This window comes from Bythopirellula sp., from assembly GCF_041737835.1.
Taxonomy (GTDB): domain Bacteria; phylum Planctomycetota; class Planctomycetia; order Pirellulales; family Lacipirellulaceae; genus Bythopirellula.
Window position 1 is genome coordinate 115638 of record NZ_JBGSQY010000049.1, and the last position, 24556, is coordinate 140193.

Below are 24556 nucleotides of genomic sequence, written 5' to 3' on the forward strand. Positions count from 1 at the left end.
CGATCAAGATAAGAGAACGAGTACGACAAGTTCTATTATTATCCGCGATAAGTGAATTCATGCCAACGGGTTGTCACTGATCTTCTTGAGACAGTGTAATTTCCGCGGTGGCCCCTGGTAGGCGTGAATCCGCCGAAACTTTCACCCCGCGGCCTTCTTCGAGCCGGTCCGCCACGTCCTGCTCGATCCGTTTGATATCGGCGTCCCAAACTTTTTTACGAAGTTCGGCGTTCATCGGTGCGAGGGGCCGAATAATGCGAAATCCTACCCCCGTGGCGGGCTCTTCGGTGAACCACCAGGGGCTTGTTGGCAAGTTGGGATCGGAAAGCGTCCACTCCGGGTCATCGGATTGATAACGCGCCGCACTTCGGCAGTCAGGGGCTTCTACAAGCCAGCTGCCCCCACGAATCGAACGTGGAAACAACTTCACTGGCCAAGCCACGGCTTCCGCCACGGTCACTCCTTCTTTTAATTTCGAGTAGTGATCGGCGACATATTCATCGAGGACCCATTCAGCGACATTACCGTGCATGTCATAGAGTCCCCAAGGATTGGGTTTCAACTGACCGACTTCATGGGTCTGATAATCGGCGTTGTCAGTCGTCCAAGCATAGTCACCAATATTCGCGGCATCGTCGCCGAAGGAATAGGCCGTCGTTGTGCCCGCTCGGGCCGCGTATTCCCATTCGGCCTCGGTCGGCAATCGAAACTGCTCGCCCGTAATGCCGCTCAGCCACTTGGTGTATTGCTTCGCCGCAAATTGGCTCATCGTCACCGCGGGCTGCTCGGGCTCTTCACCTGGGCCATAAGTAAAACTTGAATCGTAGAGTGGAGTGGGGCAGGTGATCGCATCCACGTCGAGTGCTTCCTTCTCCAGGTACTCTTTCACCTTGGGCATCGCCTCAAGTTGTTTCTTAGCCGATTCCATCCGCGTGCCGGTGAATCGCAATTCATCGAGCTTCTTAAAGATCTCATACTGCTGCATAAAGTTTTGGTATTCGGCCCAAGTCACTTCATGTTTCCCGATCCAGAAAGGTTCGACTTTAACTCGCAATTGGTGACCTTCATCTTCGCGGCGATTTTCTTCGAATGCTGGGCTTCCCAACAAAAACTCGCCCCCTGGAATGGGAATCATTTCAAACGAAACCGTGCTATCAGGAATGGTGACGGTATAGGGCACCATGAAACCGCCCCCTTCAATCTCTACTGCGGCCGGCTGGCCAGGGTCTTTGCTCACGATGCCCGGCGTGTCTGCGGCATGCAGAAAAGAAAGCGGGTTTGAGCCAACACAAATCAACAAGCAGAAAATTGCAGTCAAACGCACGATGAACCAACTCCCTGTTGAATGGCAGACAGAATCGAGGCAGCCGTCGGTAATCCGGAATCACAAATGGCTCGCAGCTTCAGCGGCACGCCATCCATTCTAAAGATCGTGCCGCCGCTATGCACGCCGGGTGTAGTCGTGGTGATCTGGACCGTGGGAGCAAATGACGGCGATTGGCCCGTATCGTCCAATAAAATGGACGGCAGAGTTTTTAATCGCTCACGAACTGCTGGGCTCAAACATTCAAGGGATTCGCTCCCAAGAATCACCACGGCATCGGCTTCGCCTTGCTCTAGCACGGCATTGGCTGAATAGGCATAGGGATCGTAGCGCGGATAGCCTAAGGCGAAATTTACACCGCAGGGATAACCCGTTTGCCAGGCCAACACGTTCTCGATCTGCGTGCCGCCCAATCCCACCGCTACGCTGCGAGAGCGATTGTTGAGTTGTCGAACCAACAAGAACAACGATTTAATTTCTGCCTGCCCGCCAATGCCCGGTCCAAACAGAACTGCGGAGTAATTCACTTCTTGCAACCAGCTTGTAAGCTGTTTTAACTTTTCGACATCAATTCCAGCGATTGTCTTTGGCTCAATCTCAATGCCAGCAACGATCGCGCGTATGGTAACGATTGCCGCAAGCACATTTTCATGTCCGATGTTGAAAGTCAGATCGTCTTTCTGCTCGAAAGTCGAGTTAATAGAGATGATGCGGCGATTGCCAGCAAAGAATCTTCCCGTCGGAGCAAGAAATCGCTTAGATAGCTCTGGATGGGTTCTCTCTGGATCAGCTCCCCAGAGAACCACCACATCGGCCCGTTGTTTGATTTCGCCCAAGGTGCACGTCGAAATGCCGACAGATTGCAGGGCGACAATCGCATCGCGATGAAACGCGGGAATGGCCGGATCGATCGTCGCCCCCAAATGATCTGCGAGTGCAACGGCCGCCCGCTGCGTTTCCACAGTGCTGCCAGACAAGCCATAAAGCAGCGGCGACTTGGCCTCTGCCAAAAACTCCGCAGCTCGCTCGATTGCAACAGACTGCGAAACATCATGTCCATCGACTTTCGCTTGGGGGCCTTCATCTAGCGAACGACCTTTTAATCGGGCCGTGCAAAGCGGGCACGCATTTTTAACTTCAACGATCTGCTGCTTATCGATGCGCAGCGTGATCTCCTCGCAAACCAAGCCGCATGCCGCGCACGTCACGTTGTCGATGGTTGTTGTCATGCTAGCTCGCTAGGAAAACCTCGCCCCGTCCCGTCGCTAAGAAGTCGCCGTTGTACTGGTGCCACTGGCGATTAGCATTCCAAAGGTCGTTTTCATATCCCAGCGTTTGCAGTTGCCGGCCGACCATGCCCAGCACCGGTGCATGAGACGTGCAGGCGTAGCGAAACGTGGGCAAAAGCTGCATGGTCTTATTTCCCGATAGGCAAAGCGTGCCCCGTTTCATTCCGAGTCCAAGACTCGCGCCGCATTCTCCGCCAATCACAATTGTCCCCGCCAACATGTCGCGTCCGACGCAGTGGCCAGCGTTTCCACGAATGGCAATCAGTCCACGTCGCATACGAGTACCAACGTCATGGCCGGCATCACCCATGACTATGATCGTGCCACCGGTCATCCCGCGCGTTGACCCAGCACGTGCACCGCCGACCGAGTTACCCGCCGAACCTGTGACATGAATGGTGCCACCTTGCATCTCAAGCCCCACACCATCGCCGGCATGGCCAACGATCTCGATTTCGCCTCCTTGCATAGCGCTTCCCACTTCGCGGCCAGCATTGCCTTCGACTCGAATCTTGCCAGAATTCATCTTCGCGCCGAGGCCCACCGCGGTGGAAAGGTCGCCCACAAACTGCAGCTTTCCATCTTCAAGATCGCCAGAAATCTCAAAAAAATCAGCAACAGCTTGCTTCTCTCTCCCCAGATAAATCTCCGTGCGCAAAATCTGGGCGATCGGTTGATCGGCCAACGCTTCGGGCGTAATTCCCGCCAGTTCCAGCGGGCAAGAAACGCCTGTCTTGAGAGTGAAAGTGAGCATGTTCTTAGCGTAAGCTGCGAATCCTTGATCGCAAAGCCATAAACAGACGTTTGCACGCTCGGAATTTCACGGGAGAATCAGCCCATGCAACGAGGTGCGATCATTTTGTGTGGGGGCCAATCCAGCCGCATGGGCGTTGATAAGGCTCTCTTGCCATTCGGCGATGAAACGATGCTCCAGCGCGTCGTGCGAATCGTTGGCACCCAGGTCACATCCAAACACACGGTAGTCGTCGCTTCTTCACAGCAAGAATTGCCTGAACTTCCAACACTCGTTTGCCGCGACGACGAAGAATACCGCGGACCACTCGCAGCGATGGCACGTGGACTCGCCGCACTTCCAAATGATGTGGAGGCGGTGTTCATCACCGGTTGTGACGCTCCTTTGTTATTACCGGAGGTTATCGATTTCTTGTTTGCCGAACTTGGTTCCGCAGATGCCGTCGTTCCCCATGATGCCGAGCACCTGCATCCCCTTTGCGCCGTTTACAGTGTTGGCGTTCAAGAAAGAATTGAGAAACAAATCAGTCAGGGCCAACATTCGTTATATCAATTCATCAAGCAACTCGATGCGAATTTGATTGATACTGATATTCTGCGACCGATAGATCCCGAACTTCTCTCGCTTCGAAATCTCAATAGCCACGACGATTACTTGTCGGCACTCGCCGCCGCCGGATTTTCAACACCATAGTTTTGCCAACTCACCGAATAGTTGTCTTCAAACCAAGTTTTGATGTCGGGCTCAAGTTCGCGATCATACTCCCGCTCGATGTGCAGCACCCTCCCGACGGGCGTGCTGCGAATCTCTCCCTGTTCGACAACAATCTCGCCCGACTTCATCACCAATCGTGGCAATTCGAACATTGTTTCCTTATTCTCGTGCGGCGTGTAAATCGTAATGTCGGCATCCGCGCCGGGCCCCAAATGGCCTTTGTCTTTTAGTCCCAAAATTCGCGCCGGACCGGCACGGGTGATAATCGCGATTTCGTTGAGTGTGTACTCGCGATTAAGATCCGCCAGGCAAGATCGCTTGAGCAGCGTTGGCGGGCAATCTTTCAGCATGTCGCTGCGATAAGTCCGATCCATCAGTAACCGAATGATTTGCGGGTAGGCCAAAAACGAACCGCCGTTGGGGTGATCGGTGCTCATCACGACACGCCAGGGATCCTCGACCAGCAAATACCACTCCAGCCCAATCGCCCACTGCAAGGCATGTACGAGTGACTTGTTCTTATAAGTAATCGGCGAAACCCCGCAACCCGCTTCCATCTCGACGTCGCAGCTAATCCATTTCGTGCCGTAAAGATTCGCGAGAAAATGCCCCAACGGGCCGTCGCCCGTCATGCTTGTTGTTTCGCCGAACAAAACTTGCCCCACGTCGACCGTCAAATTTTCGTGGGCGTTCACATAGTCGGCAAGCTGCGCAACCTTGCTGTTGAATGTTCCTTCATCAGCATCACCGCCGCCGTAGCTGTGGAACTGAATATGCGTGAGATGACCTCGGCGTCCTTCCAGGGCGTTCATCGTTTCCAGCGTCGTCTGCCAATTGCCGGGCATTCCCAACTGATTGCAATGAATATGAACCGGGTGGGGTAATTGTAGCTCCGCGGCAGCATGCGCAACCGAGGTGATAATTTGCCTTGGCGTGACATTAAAGTTGGGAACTACGTCATCAAATCCCGTGTTGCGTGAACCGCTCGCCGATTTCCAAGTTTCAACGCCGCCGGGGTTCACGAGCTTGGGGGCGTAACCTTTCCCCGCCGCCAACAGCCAAGCCATGAAAGCTCGCAACTTCTGCGGCTCATTCTGTTCGATCGCCCGCATGATGTAGTGGTTGTTGCCCATCAGCAGATAGCACCCTTTGTCGAGGCATGGCGTGTCGGCAAACTCCTCGTGGGCATGGGCGGCCAACAACGGTGGCACGGCCGCGTCAAAGGCGGTGGTGTAACCCAAAGCTGCGTATTGGTATCCCGTGGCAAATGTGCTGGGGACGCTCCCGCGTGTCCCGCTGCGAGTTAGCGGCGTCCGCCGCATGGGTTCGGCTTGGCGATGATCTTCGGGTCGAAACTTGCGCGCCGCGTTGACCTTGGGGCCCGCGATATGACAGTGCATGTCGATTCCACCCGGCATGACGACCAGGCCCTTGGCGTCGATGGTTCGCGCGGGCCGAGCTTTGGAATCGCTCGGCGCGGGCACAATCTTACCGTCTTCGATCCACAGGTCGCGCACCTCGCCGTCGATGCCGTTGGCCGGATCGTAAATCGTTCCCCCCGAGATCTTCGTGAAATCGCCCATCAAAATTTCGCTGCGTTGTTCTCGTTGTTCGGCTGGCCGCTTGTGAAAGTTTCCATTGTACGCCATCCTGAATGACCAACTCTACAGGAAAACATGAGGGAGTCACAAACATGAAAGCCGTGTGGTACGAAGCTGTTGGTCCTGCTGATCAAGTCCTGCAATATGGTGAACTTCCTGATCCCCAGCCTCAATCGGGCGAGGTCCGCATCGCCGTGCGTGTTTCGGGAGTGAATCCCATCGACGTGAAAAAGCGAATGGGGGGACGCGGCGGCATGGCGAGCGCTCGCGTGATTCCTCATTTCGACGGTGTCGGGGTCATCGAAGCGGTGGGTGCAGGAGTTGATCCCAAACGGGTTGGCGAGCGAGTCTGGTTCTACGAAGCCCAGTGGCAACGCGACAACGGCGCGGCCGCCGACCTTGTTTGCTTACCAGCACACCTGGCGATTCCCCTGCCCGACGATGTTGATTTTGAAGTCGGTGCCTGTTTGGGTATCCCCGCGCTCACCGCCTACGGATCCGTGTTTTATGACGGCAAGGTCCAGGGCCAAACAATTTTGGTCACCGGCGGCGCGGGATCGGTGGGGCGTTATGCGATTCAATTTGCTAAGCTTTCTGGCGCGCGTGTGATCACAACGGTCAGCAACGATGAAAAAGCCGCCAGCGCTCAAGCCGCGGGTGCCGACGAAATCATCAATTACAAAACCACCGACGTCGCCGAGCACGTGCTTGAACTCACCAACGGCCAAGGGGTCGATCGCGTCGTGGAAGTCGAATTCGGCGGCAACCTGGCGACCAATCTCAAGGCCGTTCGCATTGGCGGGATCATTGCCACCTACGCGTCCCAAGCCATGCCCGAGCCGAAGCTTCCGTTTTACGATTTGATGTACCGCAACATCACGATCCATCCAACAGTCGTATTTCAACTCCCCGCGGCACTCAAGGCCGAAGGAACGTGCGACATAACAGGTTGGCTCCAGGCGGGGAAGCTCACGCACGAAATTGGCGCACGCTTCCCGCTTGCCGAAACCGTCAAGGCGCATCAAGCCGTCGAAAACGGCACGATGGGTAAAGTGCTTGTCGTTAACTGAAGCACGATAATGGACTGTGGACGATAGGACTGTAGACTGTGGACCCATATATCCGAAGTCCTACAGTCCACAGTTTTCTTACAACTCTTTGGTCTCGAAAATCTCATTACCCGCAAGTAAATCACCACTTTGCAAACCTTTGGTGAACCAGCGGACCCGCTGTTCCGACGTGCCGTGGGTGAACGATTCGGGGACGACGTAACCTTGCGTCTGCATTTGCAAGCGGTCGTCGCCGATGGCCGTGGCCGCGTTCAGAGCTTCCTTGATGTCACCCGGTTCGAGCACTTGCCAGTTCTGCTGCGCGTGATGGGCCCAGACACCGGCCAGATAATCGGCGTGCAGTTCCATCCGCACGGAGAGCTTGTTGTACTCCTTCTCACTGATGCGGCCTTGATACGACTGAATTTTATCGGCGATGCCTAAGAGCTTTTGCACGTGATGACCAACTTCGTGAGCCACAACATAGGCTTGCGCGAAATCGCCAGGAGCATTAAAGCGTCGTTCCATTTCGTCAAAGAACGAGAGGTCGAGATAAACCTGCTGATCGAGCGGACAGTAAAAAGGCCCGGTGGCGGCACTGGCAAAACCGCAGGCGCTTTGAACGCGCTGAGTGAAGAGCACCAATTTGGGTTCGCGATAGCGCTCGCCCTGTTCGGCGAAAAGTTGATTCCAAACATCTTCGGTTTGTCCCAATACGATCTTAATAAATCGTGCCGATTCTTCTTGCGCCGGATCGATGGGCCCTTGCTCCACGGGGGCTTGCTGTTGACCCTGATTGAGCACTTCCGCGACCTTAGCGGCCTGCCGAGGGTCGCCACCCAGGAGCAGCACAACAAGAAAGATGACCAGCGTCACGAGCCCGCCACCACCGACGACGGCACCGGGCGTTAAACGACGACGATCTTCGACATTGGTGCTTTCGCGGCTGCCTTCAGTGCGCATCGTTCTTTCCTTTTGTATGGCCCAGCAATGAGTCATGTTGTCCAGATGAAAAGCAAATTGGGCAAAAGCAATGCTCAATCGATTGCAAGTGTGAGTTTAGGAAATGCCGAAACCCCCTGCAATCATTCGGGTTGCTGGGCTTATTTCGGATCAAAACGGCCGGGCCCGAACACGTCGCCCCGCGGCAGCTTTTTGCACAGCCAGATGCCCAAGAAATAGAGCGCCGTCAGCGGTAAGGCCATCATCAGCATACTGCCTGGGTCCGCGGGGGTGAGAATCATCGCGATGATGAAGATCACCACCACCGAGATTCGCCAGCTGCTCAAATACGACTGCACCGTAAAGATGCCCATCCGTTCGAGCGCGACCATCACCAGCGGCAACTGGAAGCTCAAACCAAAACCGAGTGGCAGGAACAACACAAAGCTCATCCAGTCGCTAATCCGCGGCGTGGGGGTGATACCCATCTTGGCGTTGAACCAAAACAGAAAATCAAGCACAAAGTCGAAGACCGCAAAGAAAGCGAGCGCAGCCCCCGCGAAGAACAAGCCCAAGCTCATCGGCATATACAGATAAACAAGATTGCGTTCCCGTTTATAAAGTCCCGCGGCGACGAAGTTCCAGATGAAATAAAAGATGAACGGGCTGGCGAGAATCGCCCCCACCACCAGCGAAGCCTTCATGTAGATCATAAACGGCTCTTGGCCGCTGAGGCTGATCACGGCAACGCGCGGATCGTCTTCCAGCGGGCGATAAAGCCTGAGCTGAATCATATCCTCACGCCGAACGGCAAAGCCCTCCCCTTCCGCTGGTGCTGGAATATCAATTCCCAGGGCTTTAGAAAGGTCCTGGCGATCGACGTACAAATCCTCGGGCATGAGTCCGTCGGCGGCGATTTCCTCGGCCGCGGTGCCAATGTCTTCTGGCACCGACTCACCCAGGGCTTGTTGTGCCTCGAGCCTGGAGTAAATCTCTCCCTCGGATTGTTCGCGGTAAAAATTATCGAGAGCCCGGCGGAGCGGCGTTTGCATGTAATCCACGACATGCCAACCGATACCGAGCCCCACAAGCGTGCCGATCATCCAAGCCGCGAGCGACTTGAAGAGCGCAGTGCGCAGCTCTTCAAGATGCTCGGAAAACGACATTTTCGTTTTCTCGAGAAGATCTTCGTCCTCGGGGGCAGCGGGCATGGCGGCGATGAACGGTTAGGGCGGTCGTGGAGCAAGTTCGGCACTGTCGGCCAGGCCAGCAGCGGCATCTTCTTCAGATGCTAAAGAATACGACAGAGACACGCCGCCGGAGGGGCCCGCCACCAATCGTCCTAAGTTCCATGTTAACAAGGGATTGGAGCGTCGACAACGCAGGGAAATAACTTACCACCAAGACACAAAGGTTACAAAGTGTCTATTCATATGAACTCCGATACGAACGGCTGGTGCGTCACCTATTTCGCCTTGTAAGCAATATTTTTCTTATCTTTGAGTCCTTTGAGTCTTTGTGGTTAACGAAACTCGCTTGCTCAGAAAACGACAATCGCGATGATGGGGGATTCGAGTTTTCTGGAGCGAATCGAATGACGAAATCATGTGACTATCCCCTCCGCTTTGAACCCTTGTTCCGCCGCTATTTGTGGGGGGGCCGCCGACTGGGGACCATGCTCGGCAAAGCCATTGGTGCGGGCGACGACTACGCCGAGAGCTGGGAACTCGTCGATCACGGCAACGATCAAAGCGTGGTGAGTGCCGGGGCACTTCAGGGACTCACGCTCCATGAGTTGGTCACGCAGCATGGCGAGCAGTTGCTTGGTCGCCATGCTGGCCAATCACAGTTTCCGCTCTTGTTCAAATTTTTGGATTGCAATCGGACGCTTTCCGTTCAAGTTCATCCCAACGACGACCAAGGGGCTTTGCTCGATCCGCCCGACTTGGGTAAGACCGAGGCCTGGGTGGTGCTGGCCACCGAGCCCGGCAGCAAAATTTACGCGGGGCTCAAGCCGGGGGTCTCGCGCCGACTATTGGCCGCGGCAATTGAAGCCGGTCATTGCGAAACTTGTTTGCACGAATTTGAACCGGCCGTCGGGGATTGTATTTTCATCAAGGCGGGAACCATTCACGCCTTGGGGGCGGGACTCGTGATCGCTGAAATTCAACAGGCGAGCGACACAACCTTTCGCTTGTTCGATTGGAACCGCGTCGATACCGAGGGGAAGCCACGGCAGTTGCATATCACCGAGTCGCTCGACGTGACGGATTACCAGCGCGGCCCGGTCGCACCGCAACAGCCAGCGCAGACCGATTCGCCCGAGCGGCAGCGATTGGTCGAGTGCGACAAGTTTGTGCTCGATCGACTCACGATTAGCGACCCGGCTGCGTTTTCTGAGCCACAAACGGCAGTGGTCGGTGGCGACGAGCGGTTTCATTGGCTCGTGCCTCTGACGGGTGCTATCACCGTGGCGGGGGATGCGGTGCAGGAACCGCTCGCCCTGGGCAATACGTGCTTAATTCCCGCCGCCGCGGGTGCCGTCGAGATCGTGCCACAAACGAGCGCTGTGGTGCTCGATATCTATCTTCCGTGAATTTTGGCCCAGCACTACAATTCGCCGCATTCTGACCGCTGGACGGTTATATCAGTGTCTGCCGCGAGCCAACATTATGTGGTGCAAAGTCTTCAAACTGACAATCGTTGGAATTTTACTGGCGGAACTCACCGCCTGTTCGCCGACGATACGTTGGCCACGGCTGGCCAGTCCCGGCACGGCCCCCTTTCAGCGCCACAATGCCGAGCAGTTCGATCCCTATCCGCAAAACGACATGGCCCCGGCCATCGTCGGTGGGCGACCTCCCGATTACATGGTCCCGATCAACCAAGTCGAACGCTCTCGCCAAGGGATGCCCGTCGGCCAATGGCGCGAAGGGCCGCGGTATTAAGTTTTGGCTTGGTTGCTACAGCTGAGGATACCCCCTCTTGGGCTGCGAGGGCGAGTTGAATAAGGGGTACGACGGCTCGAGAGTCGCTGTGACAATCGTCGCAAAATCAGTCCAAGCGGTTCAACGTTGCGGGGTTTTGATTGTCGCGGTAAGCTATCGGCCTTATAGTTCTTTTAGGAACCCTATGAAACGTCGTTGTCTCACCGCTGCACTTGCCATCGCGTACCTCGCCTTTCAGTTGGCGACGGTGCCGCACGCGCACGAAGCAGTTGCAGCTTCTGAGCACCATGGATCGCACGTACACGTTTCGTGGTTTGCAGGCGAGTCGGAATCGAGCCATACGCATCACGGCCATTCCCATGACCATGCGAATTATTCTCACACGCCTGACCGTTCCGCTGATTCAGAACACGACAGCGATGCTGTTTACCTTTCCAACGATCCCAGTATCGTGGTTGTCGGAAAGACTTTAGATGCAGTTGACGAATTGACAGTTTGCCCGATTGCGGCGGTCCCATTGTTCCAGGCCAGTGGAACTAGTGTTAACGGCGCTGACGTAGTTTCCTCGAAGAATTGCAGAACCCACTGCCCTCTCTATCTAGTGCTGCGCGCATTGCGCATCTGATTCGGCCCTCTGCCATATCTCTACGATTGTCGTAGGGATTGATGCGGCGTTTTTGGCCATCCATTTCCTTTGAGCACTTCACGTGCTGACACGGATTGATTCCATGCGAGTATTCATCGCGACAAGTTTGGTTGTTGCCGCTGCGCTAACTGGCGTGTGGGGCTATCAACAATGGCGAGCTAACCAGCGCCAACTGCCGAACGGCAACAAGCCAATGGCATCCGCGCCCACGAACGCAGCGATACCAGTGCGGCTCAGCAAGCAGGCCCGTGACAATCTTAGTTTGGTATCGAAGCCTCTCCAGTCGACAACCTTCTGGCGGACGATTGAACTGCCTGGAGTCATAGTGAATAGACCGGGTGTGAGTGATAGGGGCGTCGTATCACCAGTCAGCGGCGTCGTGACCAAAATCAACGCCTTTCCGGGGGACACAGTCGCGCCGGACGATCCGCTGTTCACGATTCGTCTCGTCAGTGAATCACTGCACGAATCGCAAATGCAGCTATACAAAGCCACGCAAGACATTGCCATTGCCGAGCAACAACGTACCCGTCTAGCCGAAGCTGCTCAAAGTGGTGCCATACCGCAATCGCGGATGATTGAAATTGACAATGAGATCAAGCGATTGAATGTTTCAGTGAAGGCGTATGAGCAAGACTTGCAGGCGCGCGGCTTGCCGCGCGAAGGAATCCAGCAAGCGGCCCAAGGTAAGTTTGTCACCGAAGTGGTTGTGCGAGCATTCCACGAAAATCCCGACGATAGAACTCCTGACTCCTACTTCGCCTACGAGATTCAGTCGTTGAAGGTTGAACTTGGTACGCAAGTCGAAGCTGGTCAACTGCTGTGTAGTCTCGCCGACCATCGGGCGCTGTTTGTTGAAGGCAGGGCGTTTAAGGATGATATGCCGCTGGTCCAAACAGCAGCGAAGAACCGCTGGGAAGTGGAGGCCGATTTTGGTTCCGAGACGGATAAAGATTGGGGCGAGCCGCCATCCCATCTGCCAATTCATCACGTCGCCAATACGATTGATCCCGACACCCGCACATTTGCTTTTTTTCTAACGCTTGCCAATCAGTCGCAGAGCTACACGACGCCGGAAGGATCATCGCGGCTGCTGTGGAGATTCAGACCGGGGGGGCGACTGAATCTACGTGTGCCAGTTGAGAAACTGGACAACGTGTTTGTGCTGCCACGCGATGCCGTTGTGCAGGAAGGACCAGAGGCTTACGTATTTCGGCAAAATGGCGAGTTGTTTGATCGTCGCCCCGTCCGCGTGCTGCTTGAAGATCGCCTGTACGCGGTGATTGCCAATGATGGCAGTATTACTCCGGGATTCTTCATTGCTCAAAACGGCGCGGCTTCATTGAATCGCGTGCTCAAAGCGCAAAGTACCAGTGGCACGCCTGCTAATGTTCACGTCCATGCCGATGGCACAGTCCATGCTGCCCACTAGCGAACCAATACCATGCTCAATGCAATAATACGATTTTCGCTTCGCTATCGGCTGTTGGTCGTCGTCATCAGCTTAACGATGTTGGTGTACGGGTCCTACCTTGCAACAACGCTGCCTATTGATGTGTTCCCAGACTTGGACCGTCCGCGTGTGGTTATCATCACGGAATGCCCCGGTCTCGCAACAGAGGAAGTCGAAACACTTGTTACACAGCCCATCGAAGTGGCCCTGCTAGGTGCTAACGGTGTGCAAGCCGTCCGCAGCCAAACGACTGCTGGATTGAACGTCATTTATATCGAGTTCGATTGGACGACTGACGTGCGGGCATCGCGGCAGATCGTGCAGGAGCGATTGGCCACATTATCGGGCATACTCCCGCCCGATATTCGGCCTCAGATGACACCAACAGCGTCGATCATGGGTCAGATTGTGATTGCCGGAATGTATCGGCAGCGCGGACCCAAAGGCGGGCTGCTTGCTCCGCTGGGTAAGACGGCTGATTTAGCCGAACTCGTTACCACAAATGGCGAGCCTTCAATCAACGTCTGGACCGTGGCGGATCGTCGCCAGCCGAGCAGTTGGAAGCCCGTGCAAGTTGAATCTGTGAAATGGGAGAACGGTAGCGGCAACAAAGCAGTTGTATCCGTTGCTGGGATTTCTCACGAAGTTGTTTTTCCATCTCCCCAGCAACAGTTGATGGACTTGAGAACCACCGCCGATTGGGTCGTGCGACCACGCTTGCTCAAGATTCCCGGCATCGCAGAAGTGTTTGTGCAAGGTGGGGACAGGAAACAATATCAAGTACTCGTCGATCCCACGGCCCTGCTCGATTACGGCGTCACGCTTCAACAAGTGGAAGCTGCGATTGAAGAAAGCAATATCAACACCAGTGGTGGGTTCGCCGTGCAGGGCGAAACTGAACGGCCCATTCGTATCCTAGGACGCCTTGGCCCCGCTGCGGATCGTGTCATTCAAGATTTAGAGAAAGCTCCCATTAGCGAGAACAACGGGCGTCCAGTGTTGCTCGAAAACGTCGCTCGCATTGTTGAGGGGCCACAATTCAAACGCGGGGATGGGAGCATCAACGGAAGTTCGGGCGTTGTCTTTACACTTGCGAAACAACCCCACGTCGATACCCGTGCTCTGACCGAACAGATTTCAGTTGCATTACGCGAGGCTGAATCTTCGCTTTCCGCAGACATAATTATTAACAGTGAACTGTTTCGCCTCAAGAATTTCATCGATCGTGGCATTTTCAACGTGGGCGAAGCGCTGGTCATTGGAGCCGTGCTAGTAACCATCATTTTGTTCTTGTTCCTACTGAATTTCAGAACGACGTTCATCACTCTCACCGCGATCCCCATGTCGCTTGTTATCACGACATTAGTATTCCGTCTGCTCAGTTTGGCCACCGGCACGCAGCTTTCCATCAATGTGATGACTCTTGGCGGTATTGCCGTCGCAATGGGCGAACTTGTGGACGATGCGATTGTGGACGTGGAAAACATCTTCCGTCGCTTGAAGGAAAATAATGCTGCGGCTGAACCCAAACCAGCAATTGTTGTTGTTTACGAAGCCAGCAAAGAGATTCGCAATGCAATCGTCTTTGGAACTCTAGTCGTCATTCTGGTATTTCTTCCTCTGTTCGCCTTGTCGGGTGTTGAAGGACGCTTGTTTGCACCACTGGGGATCGCCTATATCGTTTCAATTCTCGCTTCGCTTGTCGTGTCGCTCACGCTTACGCCTGTTCTCAGCTATTATCTGTTGCCTCAGTCGAAAGCGACTCATCGTGAAGGCGACGGACCATTGCTCGCTCTGCTCAAAGTTCTTGCTAGCCCACTAATTCGATTGAGCATGGCTATACCGGGTGTCCTGCTGCTTGTGACATGGGCCACTGTGGGCATTGCTGGTTGGCAGCTTGCTCACTTAGGCCGTGACTTCCTCCCTCAGTTCGATGAAGGAAGTATTCTCGTCAACGTCACGCTTCCACCTGGATCGTCGCTGGACGCTTCCAACCAGGTTTCGAGTCTGATCGACGCTAAGTTTCGTGAGCGACAGCAATCTGCTGAGAATCCAGACGGTGAGATATTACACTTCGTTCGTCGAACGGGACGGGCGGAAATGGACGAGCACGCCGCACCGGTGAACGCTGGCGAATACATCTTGAGCATCAATCCTGCTGCCCAGCATGACCGCGATGAAATCATAGATGGATTGCTCAAAGAATTACGCGAGGAAGTGCCGGGCGTTGATATTGAAGTGGAGCAACCACTTGCCCACCTAATCAGTCACATGGTTTCAGGGGTCTATGCTCAGATCGCCATTAAGGTCCACGGCGACGATCTGGATACGTTGCTTGGCGCTGCCGAACAAATTAAAGCTGCGATTACTGACATTCCTGGTTTGACGCCCCCCGTCATCGAGCCAATCCGCCAAACGCCTGAACTGCAAATTGAATTGCGAGGCGAAGAATTGGCACGCTATGGCCTGACTCGTGCTTATGTCGCGGAGATATTGCAGACAGCCTTACAAGGGCGAGTCACGTCACAGGTTCTTGAAGGGCAACGACGCTTTGACTTGCTCGTGCGGCTTGAGGAAGCCTACCGCACGGACTTTGCGAATCTTGGGCGTTTGCGGATTGATTTGCCGGACAACCGTGGACAAGTGGAGCTATCGAAGATTGCGCAGATTGGTGAAGGAGTCGGGCCGAATGCGATCAACCGTGAGAATGCCCGACGACGCATCGTGATACGTTGCAATACCCAAGATCGCGACTTGGCCAGCGCGGTAACTGAGATTCAGGACCGCGTGAACGAACGGGTGAAGCTGCCAACAGGCTATTTTATTGAGTACGGGGGGCAGTTTGAAAGCCAGCAACGGGCTACCACCTTGATTGTGATACTAGCGGGCGTATCCGTAGTCGGCATGTTCGTTGTCTTAATGATCCTCTATCCGTCCGTGCGGATCGTTTTGCAAATCCTCAACGCTTTGCCGACGGCGTTTATAGGCGGTGTGTTGGGACTCGTTTTGACGGGTCAGAGTCTTACTGTCGCCAGCCTTGTGGGGTTCATTTCCCTTGGCGGTATCGCAGTGCGAAATGGCATCTTGCTTGTCACACACTACTTTCACCTGATGCGCGAGGAATACGAGCCGTTCAGTAAGGCGATGATCTTGCGTGGCAGCTTGGAAAGACTGGCCCCGGTTTTGATGACGGCACTTACGGCAGGCATTGGGCTGCTGCCGCTGGTAGTAGGTGGGCAAGAGCCAGGCCGTGAAATCCTCTATCCCGTCGCCACGGTGATTCTTGGCGGCTTAATTACGTCAACCTTTTGCGAGTTTCTGATTCATCCGGGCTTGTTTTGGAAATACAGCGGGCATGACGCTGAACGACTAATTGCTTACCAGGATGAAAGTGACGATCTAACCTGACTTCCTTTTTCAACACTAGGAGAATGAAAGATGACCAAGTATTTACTAGCGATGATGGTTGTTGCTGCGACTCTCCCTGTCGTCGGTTGCGGTGAGAAAGCCACCCCGCCTGCCCCCAATCAAACGGCACAAGCGCCAGCCGCCGAGGAAGATCATCACCACGGCACAGGCCCTCACGGCGGCACAATCGCGGACTGGGGCGGTGGCGTGTACCACGTGGAGTTCACTGTCGATCACGGTAAGAAATCAACAGCGGTTTACATTCTCGGCAGCGATGGTAAGTCGCCACAGCCCATTAAGGCCGACAAGATAATGCTGAGCATCACCGAACCTGCAACTCAAGTTGAACTAAAGGCCGATCCGTTGGCTGGCGAAGCAGCGGGAACATCATCGCGGTTCGTTGGTGAGCACGACAACCTTGGCATTGTTCGTGAGTTCGCAGGCTCGATCACGGGAGAAGTTGACGGTACGCCTTACGCTGGTGACTTTGTCGAAGTTGCTGGCGACCACGGCCACGAGCACTAAGGACGAAACCATGTGGAACATATTCCGCGTGGCGATTGCAGCAGTCACCATCGTCGCAGTGGCGGAGTTATCCAAACGCTATCCGCGCTATGGTGCCCTGCTGTTGTCGTTGCCGATTGTGAGCATCTTGGCATTCGCCATGAGTTGGCATCAGCATCACGATATGGTGGCGATCTCCAAGCTCGCAAGAGAAACTTTGATTCTGGTTCCCTTAGGCCTACCGTTCTTTGTGCCGTTTGCATTTGCCAACGAATTAGGGATTGGATTTTGGCTGGCGATGGCACTGGGGAATGGATTGGCTGCGGCGACAATTGGCGCTTGGTTCATGCTGGGACCCAATAGTTAGCCAGCGTGACCTTCGTGCCGTGATAGCAGAGCCAGCGTCATTACAGCCGTAATAAGCCGAAATCTGGAAAGAATGGCAAAGAAAATTGGAATCATCTAAATAGGTTATCCAAACAGAAGAAACTGGACGAAATCACGATATGGCAAGGACTCGCCATCGCGCGGGAAGGATTCCCAGCATGAACCAATTCCATGATCACCGCTGCTATAAGCCATGCCAATGGCCTACCTTAATCCGGTCAGGTCTAGGCCTTGCACTGGCATTCAGCATAGCATCCGTCAGCTTAGCTGATGAGATCATCACACTACAGTATCCCGAGAGCATTGTCGCCAAGGGCGAAGCTCTGCCCATACCAAAGCCAGTGCCATTGCCTGCAACAGAGGAACCTGCCGTACTGACTCTGGAAGAACTAGAGCAAATGGCACTCGCAGCGAATCCCTCGGTGCGAAGAATGTGGGCGTTGGTCGGTGCGGCTCGGGGTAACTTAGTACAAGTGGGACTGCCTCCCAATCCAAGCGTTGGTTATGAAGGCCAGCAGTTGGGGAGCGGCGGACTTGCGGAACAACATGGTGTCTTATTCAGTCAGGAATTTGTTCGCGGCGGTAAGTTGCGACTTAACCGGGCCGTGGCCGAGCGTGAGCGGATGCAAGTTGAGCAAGAACTTGCCGCCCAAGAGCAGCGCGTCCTGACCGATGTGAGAATTGCCTACTATGAAGTTGTGCTTGCTCAACGACAAATCATTCTTACCGACAATTTGATTCGCATTAGCGGTGAGGGTTCACAGTCTGTTGACGCATTGTTTCAAGCCAAGGAAGTGGGCCGTGTTGATATCCTCCAAGCACAGCTGGAAATCGAGAACGCCCGCATACTTGCGCAGAATGCCCAGAACCGCCACGACGCGGCTTGGCGAAGTCTCGCCGCGGTTGTGGGAACTCCCGAGTTGGCACCCCAGCCACTCGAAGGCGATGCCGAACAACCGCCCCGAGAGTATGGGTTTGAGGAATCACTGGCACGGCTGTTGGAATTGAGTCCAGAGATTTCAGCCGCAGCCATAGAAGTGGAGCGAGCAAGTCTAGCCCTGCAACGAGCCCGTGCTGAACCCGTGCCCAATGTCAACTTTCAAGGATTGGTGAACTGGCAAGACAACGGCATCGGTGGCAAGCCCGATGGCGGGGTAGCCGTCAGCCTCCCCATCCCCTTCTTCAATCGAAACCAGGGAGCAATCGCTCGTGCCGAGCATGAAGTTGTCGCGGCCAAGCAAGCACTCTCTCAACTGAGTCTTGATCTCCAGAATCGCCTCGCGCCTATTTTTGAGCAATACTCGAATGCCCGCAACCAAGTCGAGCGATACAATGCGATTATTTTACCGGCTGCCCAAGAGTCCCTGGACCTGACACGGCAAATGTATGAAGCCGGGGAAGCGAACTACACAGCATTGTTGACGGCCCAAAGAACTTATTCGCAAACACAAATCAATTATCTCGATGCCGTGCGGACACTCCGCGTTGCCGAAGTAGAAATCGAAGGACTCTTGTTACGTGGAAGTCTGCAAACAGCTCCCCCAGCCATCGCGGTTGGTAACGTCAACGGAAGTTCGTCCAATTCTGCGGAACTTCTGGATTTTCGAGGTCGTTAATCTGGATACTTGAGTTAGTCGCTTAAGATAAAACGGGGGCAGGTTCACTACTTCCATCCCCCCCTTTTCTGCCCCGCGTGCAGTTCGATCCCTATCCGCAAAACGACATGGCCCCGGCGATCGTCGGTAGTCGTCCTCCCGATTACATGGTCCCGATCAACCAAGTCGAACGCTCTCGCCAAGGCATGCCCGTCGGCCAGTGGCGTGAGGGGCTGCGGTATTAAGGTGCGGATTTCAAGTTCTACCACCAGGACTTTATTTGGTACGCCCTTCCGCTATTCGCCAATGAAGTGTGCAAGTAACTCCGGACACGCCGACATTCCGCGCATCGAGACCGGCAGGTCGGGGCTTCGATGCCAATGCGATGGCGTCGTCAAAGTGATTCAACAATTGCGGAGGTCTTTCTCACCGCCCGCAGTTTCTTTGAGACATAACTCCCAACGGATGGTCGAAACGATGCATCTTGGTAAACCAGCGAATACACATCGGTGTGGCCACCGATGCAACTTGGCGACATGCTGTTAGCACCCCTTGAGCGTCACTCCGGTGTTGCGAAGTAAACTGCCTTGCGCTACTCAGGACGATTGGTCATGGGCTGGCAAGGTCGCTATGCGAGTGAAGCAAGGACTGTCATGCCTGTGCGTCGGTTATCCGTGTGCAGGTGTGCGTGAGCCAATCCGCCGGAACGCGACACAGATTGCGCCAAGGAAGAGTGCACCAGAAGACGGTTCCGGAACTGTAGTATTGAGTAATACCACACCGCCAAGTCGAGGAACAGTGTGGGTAAACGAGGTTCCATCGGTGTACCTGCCACTCAGCAGACTGCCTTCGTACTGAAGATCGAAACCGAATACGGAGAGAGTGGCACCTCCCTGTATTAAGATATCGCCATTCACTTGCCCGCCGTGCATGAGGACGGTGCTACCCGAATAGGCGATGATCCCCGGTGCCTGATGGATCACGTAACCGCTACCCGGGTACTCTGGTTCGGTCGAGATCCCGCCTTCGAAATAGCCGTCGTAGATTGTTATATCGCTTTCTACAAGTACTAGTCCGTCACCTCCAGTGGTACTCCATAACCAAGTTGTCGACCTTGATTCGCCACCAATGAAAGTTCCGCCATAAATTTCTCCCGACGACTGCCGGAGATGCAACGCTTCACCAGCCGAAACTGTCGCTAAGTCTCCGTTATTACCTGTGTAACTGGCATCTCCGCCTCGAAAGTACCCGCCATCGATGCGGATGTGACCGCCGCCGCGAAATTCAATCGCGTCAGTTACAACAACAAAATCTTCCGGTGGCCCAGTGCGAGAAGGGCTGATGATTTCTGTTCCATCCAAGACGTGGTAGTCAATGTCCTGCGTCACGTACAAAAGAGAATGAGGTCCCGGCCCAATTACGACGGGGCCAACCGCGTATGCAGTATTGGATGGCACGGAGATGCCACAGAGAACAGCAGCGAACCCGATTAAGCGCCAGTTCATCAGCCCCAACTTTCGTTCTAGGATCTTTCGTTCATCTGAATGTGTGTGAGAACCCACATATTGTAGAGGGGCCGTTAACGATTAGCAATGATAAACGCCGAGCGACATTGAGGCGAGACACACGTCCGAGAGTTCTTGATCCTCCAACGCGACCTCGGCTACATCGAGCTGAGCCGTAAATTCAGCTGGTCAAAATGCCCAATTAGGGCGTTTCTTGGGCGATTCGGCTGACAAATCCGGGTCTCCAGACTCGCGGCGGGGGTCAACGCCGCCCGCCGTTTTAGTGAGCACGATCTGCGATAGGTTGCATCGACTTCGCGGAGATAGAAAGATTCGTTCGCCGCAGAGGTCGTTTTCACCGACCGCTCTACGACGTGGGCAAAACCGTAGTCAAAGTGGTAGCGCTTGATGGTCTGCGAAGCTATGAGTTCGTAACTCATGTCGAACCGACAATGGGTATATCATTATGTTTCCCTTGGGAGCAAGCATTCAGCTGTCCTCTGTGATATCTACCAAATTCTTTTCAAAACGAATGCACTTGGCAGCATGCTCCGCTAACACATGGCATGCCCTCTGGCAGCGAATCAGTCGTCATTCTCTGAAATCCTATCCTTGACGGATTGTTCCCTCAAAAAATCTCAACCGCGATCCTTCGGCAACAAAGCGCCGGTGCGCGGGTTGCGATAATAAAGCGCAAAATAGGGCCGGAATAATCGGACGGTGGCCGCCGGAAGTTGACCACGGATTTGGGCCGATTATTCTGTACTCCTAAAGGATTTGAGCTCCTCTCGTCCTGCCCCACCCCCTGCCGCCAGGCGCTTGAGATCGAAGCCCATGCATGCTCACCGCTGAAGTTAAGCTCAGCGCGTGGGAACGTCCTGCAGAAGCGCGTCGAGCGAGCGGGCTGACCATGCATTCCACCTATTAGCCCATTGCAACCTTAGATGCCTCAACTTATGCCCCGACATTCCTCCACATGCTTTGAACTTCGTTGCCCACTCGCCAGCTCACTGTTTCGCTTGCTGGCTTTGATGGCAATTTTCTCGATGACGCTCACTCAGGTGCGGGCACAGATTACCTGGACTGGTGGCGTCGGCAATTACGGTGACGGCGCCAATTGGAGCGGGGGAGCCGTGCCAATGAATAGCGAGGCGATTCTGATCAACAACGGAGGTACCGCGCAGATCGCTGGTACCAATTCGTACTCAGTAGGCAACGTCACTCTAGGATCGGGTGGCGCCGGCACGCTGGAAGTTGGCAGCGGCATTAACACCGAGTTGGACGCCAATGAGTTCTACGTCGGGTACCAGGGATTGGGAACGTTCACCATCGGATCGGAGGCATTGCTGGGGGCGGGCGATTTCTGGGCCGGCTATGCTTCGGGAGCCACGGGAATTGTGAATGCAAGCGGTGCTTACTTGTCTCCCTTCACCGTCTATCTCGGCTACGAGGGCGATGCCACCGTGACTCTGGAGAATGGTTCCACGTTACAGAGTACGACCGGCTATGTCGGCTACTCGTCCGGTTCGCATGGTGTCGTGAATCTCACGGACAGTACCTGGAAGGCCGAGAATCAAGGCAATCCCCGTGATATCACGGTTGGGCTGAGTGGCTGGGGCGAAGTCCAGGCCATCACCTCGCAGCTATCGGTCGACAACCTTGTTGTTGCTGCCAACACCGGTTCAGTCGGCGACGTATCCGCCAGTGGCGGCACCCTCACCATCGAGCAGGAACTCACCGTCGGTAGCGCTGGTACCGGCACGCTTACGCTTACGAACGCGGCGTCCGCCCAGATCGGTGGAACAGTATCGATCGGCATGGATGGCAACGGAACCCTCGACACGACCGACGCAGACTTTCATGCCCCAGAGCTGTTTGTCGCACAGAACGGCGGATCGACGGGTTCGGTGACCGTGTCGGGCGGCACCATGACTCTGACGGGTGAACTTCACGTCGGCGCGGGTGGCACTGGCACGTTCACGCTTGAAGGTGGAGCAGCTCTCAACACCGACAAAGGCAACATGGGCTTTGCAGCAGGTTCGACGGGAACCATCGACGTCCTCGATGGCACCTGGACCAATACGCAGGCCATTTTTGTGGGGGTATCCGGTGAAGGAACTCTGAACATTGGCGCGCAAGGCGTCATCCACAGCGAGAGCGGTTACATCAGTCAGGAAGCCATCGGCGAGGGCAAAGTCAATTTCACCGGAGGTTCCTGGATCATGTCCAACACGCTGGCGGTCGGCGTCAATGGGAATGCGGAACTCAACATGACCGGTGGCGAGATCTCTTCCCAATGGGCGCAGGTCGGGCTCTCCGGACATTCGTTGGGCGTTGTTCAAGTCGACAATGCAACTTGGACCACCGGCCAGACGCTGACGATCGGTGTCGATGGCAATGGCGGCGAGTTCTACGCAAGCAATGGCGCGAACGTAACTGCGGGTGCGATCGAACTGGCAGCCAGCGCGAACGTCACCGGCTTGCTCGAAGTTGTCGATTCGACCCTCACCACAGAGACTATTCTGCAAGGTGGAGGGAGTGGGTCGCTCTCTTTCTCGGGAGCTCAATTGAAACTGCTGGGGGGCTCGTCGGTTATCGACTCACTTCTCATCAATGGCTTCGCAGCGGACGCAGTGGTTTTAGGAACTGGGGGCCTGACGGTCGACACGCAAGGTGGCAACGCACAGATCCCCACCATCCTGAGTGGAACGGGTGGCCTGACCAAAGGGGGTGCCGGTCGACTCAGGCTCACGGCGGCGAATAGCTACGAGGGTGGCACGACGATCGCAGGCGGCTTACTCGAGCTCACCAACAGCGGCGCACTCGGAACCGGAAATGTCGCCGTGGGATCCGGTGAACTCCGTGCTTACAACAGCGTGACACTCGCCGGTGATCTCAACGGGGGCATTCAACTCATCTCCGTGTCCGGCGGTCAGATGGGAGTTTTCTCGGCGGTCACGAACCAGACATTCACGCTCGCGCCTCTCGATTTCCTGCTTGTCGATGGCTCGACGATGCAAGTTGGCAGCAGCGGGCAAACCGGCACCGTGGTCTTCGCGCCCTCCGGTGCGGTGGCGCTTCCCGGTGATGCGTCGCTCAATGTCGCCGCGGGTACAATGGTCGCCGCGAACAGCGGTCTCGAATTCATCACCTCCGTGGCGACCTCAACCACGGTGGATTCCGGTTCCACGCTCGATTTCCAGGACCACCTTTCCACCGGCGGCATCCGGGCCCTGTATGGTGAGGGGACCGTCAACATGGGCACCTCTTCTTCGACCATGCTGATCGTCGATTCCGGCAACTTCGCTGGTAACATCGCAGGCAACGGCGGCCTTGTGAAAGATTCGACCGGCATCCTGACGCTCACCGGGCAAACTGCCTTCATCGGCGGGACGACCGTCAACGCGGGGACGCTTATCGTCGATGGCTCGCTTTCGTTCGGCTTGGGATCGGCGTGGGTCAACACCGGCGGCACGCTGGGTGGCAGCGGCATGGTGGGTGATGTGGCACTCAACGGCGGCACGCTTTCCCCCGGCAACTCGGCCGGAACACTCACAATCGCCGATCTTCTCTGGACATCTGGCACTCTGCTCTTCGACCTTGGACCCACCCCTGCCGAGTCCGACCTGCTCAACGCCATCGAGCTCGAAGGACTCTCCACCACCTCCACCTACGAGTTCACCTTCGTGAACAACGGTTGGAGTGTTGGCACGACCTACGACCTCATCACGTTCGACGCTTCGACGATCCCTATCGAACAATTCAAGTACACCAACGGCAACGGCTTCGACGGCATCTTCGCCTACAACGGTAATACCCTGCAGTTCACCGTGAGTGTCGGGGCTGTCATTCCCGAGCCTTCCACAGGTGTGCTGCTCATGCTGATGGCCATGCCCGCCCTAGCGCATCGCGCTCGCAGTCAAAGGGCCACTCAGCGGTGATGTTGTCGCTAGTGCATGTCCCTTTCGATGTGAGCGCCCGTGTCGTCCTCCCGATGACATGGTCCCGATCAACCAAGTCGAACGCTCTCGCCAAGGGATGCCAGTCGGCCAGTGGCGTGAAGGGCCGCGGTATTAAGTTTTAGGCTTGGTTGCTGCAGCTTAGGACATGCCCACCTTACGTAGTTGGGTGACGGCGGAATATCCGCGGAGTACGCCAATGAGCTTGATACAGTTCCAGGCTCAATTCTTATGGGAAATGTCGGCTTAACATTCCCGTTCCCGAGCCGAGCGGACTCGTGTTAATGCTGTTTTTGTATGGCCTAGCTTGCAGGAGTTTATGTAAATTTGGTTAAGACTGCTCTGTCGAAAACCTAGTCGCACGGGATAATCATGATGTTGTGTGTCAGGACTCGAAGTGTGATTTCGCGTGACTGAGACCAGAAGGTTCTCGCCCGCAGGGCGGATCCCATCGAGCGTTTGATCATGCTGTTGACGG

Annotated in this window: 19 protein-coding genes; 12 read left to right on the forward strand and 7 right to left on the reverse strand. The window is 55.2% G+C overall.

Annotated elements, in window-relative coordinates:
• Positions 1-73: 73 nt before the first annotated feature.
• The 3 genes from AC6T8Q_RS15235 to AC6T8Q_RS15245 are packed head-to-tail and all read right to left on the reverse strand — an operon-like array spanning position 74 to position 3367.
• Positions 74-1324 carry a formylglycine-generating enzyme family protein gene (locus tag AC6T8Q_RS15235; protein ID WP_500679891.1) on the reverse strand — a complete coding sequence of 417 codons (1251 nt, stop codon included), beginning with the start codon at positions 1322-1324 and terminating at the stop codon, positions 74-76.
• Complete coding sequence (locus AC6T8Q_RS15240; RefSeq protein WP_500679892.1) at positions 1315-2553, reverse strand: hypothetical protein; 1239 nt, start codon at positions 2551-2553, stop codon at positions 1315-1317. The genes AC6T8Q_RS15235 and AC6T8Q_RS15240 overlap by 10 nt, the downstream gene beginning before the upstream one ends.
• A gap of 1 nt (position 2554) precedes the next feature.
• The gene (locus tag AC6T8Q_RS15245; protein ID WP_500679893.1) at positions 2555-3367 is read right to left on the reverse strand and encodes a formylmethanofuran dehydrogenase subunit C; all 813 of its coding nucleotides are present in this window, start codon (positions 3365-3367) and stop codon (positions 2555-2557) included.
• A gap of 84 nt (positions 3368-3451) precedes the next feature.
• Here AC6T8Q_RS15245 and mobA point away from each other — a divergent pair, with 84 nt between their 5' ends.
• Positions 3452-4060: a molybdenum cofactor guanylyltransferase gene (gene mobA, locus AC6T8Q_RS15250; protein WP_500679894.1), complete on the forward strand. Its 609-nt coding sequence runs from the start codon at positions 3452-3454 to the stop codon at positions 4058-4060.
• Here the strand turns inward: mobA and AC6T8Q_RS15255 are convergent.
• Positions 4018-5730 (reverse strand): formylmethanofuran dehydrogenase subunit A, encoded by a 1713-nt coding sequence (locus AC6T8Q_RS15255; protein ID WP_500679895.1) that lies wholly within the window; start codon positions 5728-5730, stop codon positions 4018-4020. The two genes, mobA and AC6T8Q_RS15255, sit on opposite strands and share 43 nt — an antisense overlap.
• 44 nt (positions 5731-5774) lie before the next feature.
• Between AC6T8Q_RS15255 and AC6T8Q_RS15260 the strand changes: the two genes are divergently transcribed.
• On the forward strand, positions 5775-6752 hold the full coding sequence (locus AC6T8Q_RS15260; protein ID WP_500679896.1) for an NADPH:quinone reductase: 978 nt from the start codon (positions 5775-5777) through the stop codon (positions 6750-6752).
• Positions 6753-6830: 78 nt separating this feature from the next.
• On the opposite strand, the gene ypfJ is transcribed toward AC6T8Q_RS15260, so the two are convergent.
• Together ypfJ and tatC are read right to left on the reverse strand one after the other, a co-directional pair.
• Positions 6831-7694 carry a KPN_02809 family neutral zinc metallopeptidase gene (gene ypfJ / locus AC6T8Q_RS15265; protein ID WP_500679897.1) on the reverse strand — a complete coding sequence of 288 codons (864 nt, stop codon included), beginning with the start codon at positions 7692-7694 and terminating at the stop codon, positions 6831-6833.
• A 140-nt stretch (positions 7695-7834) separates the two neighbouring features.
• A complete protein-coding gene (gene tatC / locus AC6T8Q_RS15270) occupies positions 7835-8884 on the reverse strand; it encodes a twin-arginine translocase subunit TatC (protein ID WP_500679898.1) in 1050 nt (349 codons plus the stop codon).
• A 383-nt stretch (positions 8885-9267) separates the two neighbouring features.
• On the opposite strand from tatC, the gene AC6T8Q_RS15275 reads away from it, so the two are divergent.
• The 9 genes from AC6T8Q_RS15275 to AC6T8Q_RS15315 all read left to right on the forward strand — a co-directional run bounded on the left by AC6T8Q_RS15275 (position 9268) and on the right by AC6T8Q_RS15315 (position 18859).
• Positions 9268-10269: a type I phosphomannose isomerase catalytic subunit gene (locus tag AC6T8Q_RS15275; protein WP_500679899.1), complete on the forward strand. Its 1002-nt coding sequence runs from the start codon at positions 9268-9270 to the stop codon at positions 10267-10269.
• 76 nt (positions 10270-10345) lie between these two features.
• Positions 10346-10621 (forward strand): hypothetical protein, encoded by a 276-nt coding sequence (locus tag AC6T8Q_RS15280; RefSeq protein ID WP_500679900.1) that lies wholly within the window; start codon positions 10346-10348, stop codon positions 10619-10621.
• A gap of 287 nt (positions 10622-10908) precedes the next feature.
• Positions 10909-11094, forward strand: a complete 186-nt coding sequence (locus AC6T8Q_RS15285; RefSeq protein WP_500679901.1) for a hypothetical protein — start codon at positions 10909-10911, stop codon at positions 11092-11094.
• 255 nt (positions 11095-11349) lie between these two features.
• Positions 11350-12699, forward strand: coding sequence for an efflux RND transporter periplasmic adaptor subunit (locus tag AC6T8Q_RS15290; RefSeq protein ID WP_500679902.1), 1350 nt, complete (start codon positions 11350-11352; stop codon positions 12697-12699).
• Between the two features lie 12 nt (positions 12700-12711).
• Positions 12712-16128, forward strand: coding sequence for an efflux RND transporter permease subunit (locus AC6T8Q_RS15295; protein WP_500679903.1), 3417 nt, complete (start codon positions 12712-12714; stop codon positions 16126-16128).
• Positions 16129-16158: 30 nt separating this feature from the next.
• A complete protein-coding gene (locus AC6T8Q_RS15300; protein WP_500679904.1) occupies positions 16159-16653 on the forward strand; it encodes a hypothetical protein in 495 nt (164 codons plus the stop codon).
• A gap of 10 nt (positions 16654-16663) precedes the next feature.
• Complete coding sequence (locus AC6T8Q_RS15305) at positions 16664-16999, forward strand: DUF3147 family protein (RefSeq protein WP_500679905.1); 336 nt, start codon at positions 16664-16666, stop codon at positions 16997-16999.
• 178 nt (positions 17000-17177) lie between these two features.
• Entirely contained in the window at positions 17178-18635 is a 1458-nt protein-coding gene (locus AC6T8Q_RS15310; RefSeq protein ID WP_500679906.1) for a TolC family protein, read from the forward strand.
• A 77-nt stretch (positions 18636-18712) separates the two neighbouring features.
• Positions 18713-18859, forward strand: coding sequence for a hypothetical protein (locus AC6T8Q_RS15315; protein ID WP_500679907.1), 147 nt, complete (start codon positions 18713-18715; stop codon positions 18857-18859).
• Positions 18860-19282: 423 nt separating this feature from the next.
• On the opposite strand, the gene AC6T8Q_RS15320 is transcribed toward AC6T8Q_RS15315, so the two are convergent.
• A complete protein-coding gene (locus AC6T8Q_RS15320; RefSeq protein ID WP_500679908.1) occupies positions 19283-20008 on the reverse strand; it encodes a hypothetical protein in 726 nt (241 codons plus the stop codon).
• A 1067-nt stretch (positions 20009-21075) separates the two neighbouring features.
• Here AC6T8Q_RS15320 and AC6T8Q_RS15325 point away from each other — a divergent pair.
• A complete protein-coding gene (locus tag AC6T8Q_RS15325) occupies positions 21076-24060 on the forward strand; it encodes a beta strand repeat-containing protein (protein ID WP_500679909.1) in 2985 nt (994 codons plus the stop codon).
• Positions 24061-24556: the final 496 nt, after the last annotated feature.

Bases quoted from the DNA above. Each gene is read 5' to 3' on its own strand.
- AC6T8Q_RS15300 (WP_500679904.1), top strand. From the start codon at position 16,159: ATGACCAAGTATTTACTAGCGATGATGGTTGTTGCTGCGACTCTCCCT.
- AC6T8Q_RS15240 (WP_500679892.1), bottom strand. From the start codon at position 2,553: ATGACAACAACCATCGACAACGTGACGTGCGCGGCATGCGGCTTGGTT.
- AC6T8Q_RS15305 (WP_500679905.1), top strand. From the start codon at position 16,664: ATGTGGAACATATTCCGCGTGGCGATTGCAGCAGTCACCATCGTCGCA.
- tatC (WP_500679898.1), bottom strand. From the start codon at position 8,884: ATGCCCGCTGCCCCCGAGGACGAAGATCTTCTCGAGAAAACGAAAATG.
- AC6T8Q_RS15275 (WP_500679899.1), top strand. From the start codon at position 9,268: ATGACGAAATCATGTGACTATCCCCTCCGCTTTGAACCCTTGTTCCGC.
- AC6T8Q_RS15285 (WP_500679901.1), top strand. From the start codon at position 10,909: ATGGATCGCACGTACACGTTTCGTGGTTTGCAGGCGAGTCGGAATCGA.
- AC6T8Q_RS15260 (WP_500679896.1), top strand. From the start codon at position 5,775: ATGAAAGCCGTGTGGTACGAAGCTGTTGGTCCTGCTGATCAAGTCCTG.
- AC6T8Q_RS15295 (WP_500679903.1), top strand. From the start codon at position 12,712: ATGCTCAATGCAATAATACGATTTTCGCTTCGCTATCGGCTGTTGGTC.
- mobA (WP_500679894.1), top strand. From the start codon at position 3,452: ATGCAACGAGGTGCGATCATTTTGTGTGGGGGCCAATCCAGCCGCATG.
- ypfJ (WP_500679897.1), bottom strand. From the start codon at position 7,694: ATGCGCACTGAAGGCAGCCGCGAAAGCACCAATGTCGAAGATCGTCGT.
- AC6T8Q_RS15310 (WP_500679906.1), top strand. From the start codon at position 17,178: ATGAACCAATTCCATGATCACCGCTGCTATAAGCCATGCCAATGGCCT.
- AC6T8Q_RS15245 (WP_500679893.1), bottom strand. From the start codon at position 3,367: ATGCTCACTTTCACTCTCAAGACAGGCGTTTCTTGCCCGCTGGAACTG.
- AC6T8Q_RS15325 (WP_500679909.1), top strand. From the start codon at position 21,076: ATGCCCCGACATTCCTCCACATGCTTTGAACTTCGTTGCCCACTCGCC.
- AC6T8Q_RS15290 (WP_500679902.1), top strand. From the start codon at position 11,350: ATGCGAGTATTCATCGCGACAAGTTTGGTTGTTGCCGCTGCGCTAACT.
- AC6T8Q_RS15280 (WP_500679900.1), top strand. From the start codon at position 10,346: ATGTGGTGCAAAGTCTTCAAACTGACAATCGTTGGAATTTTACTGGCG.
- AC6T8Q_RS15255 (WP_500679895.1), bottom strand. From the start codon at position 5,730: ATGGCGTACAATGGAAACTTTCACAAGCGGCCAGCCGAACAACGAGAA.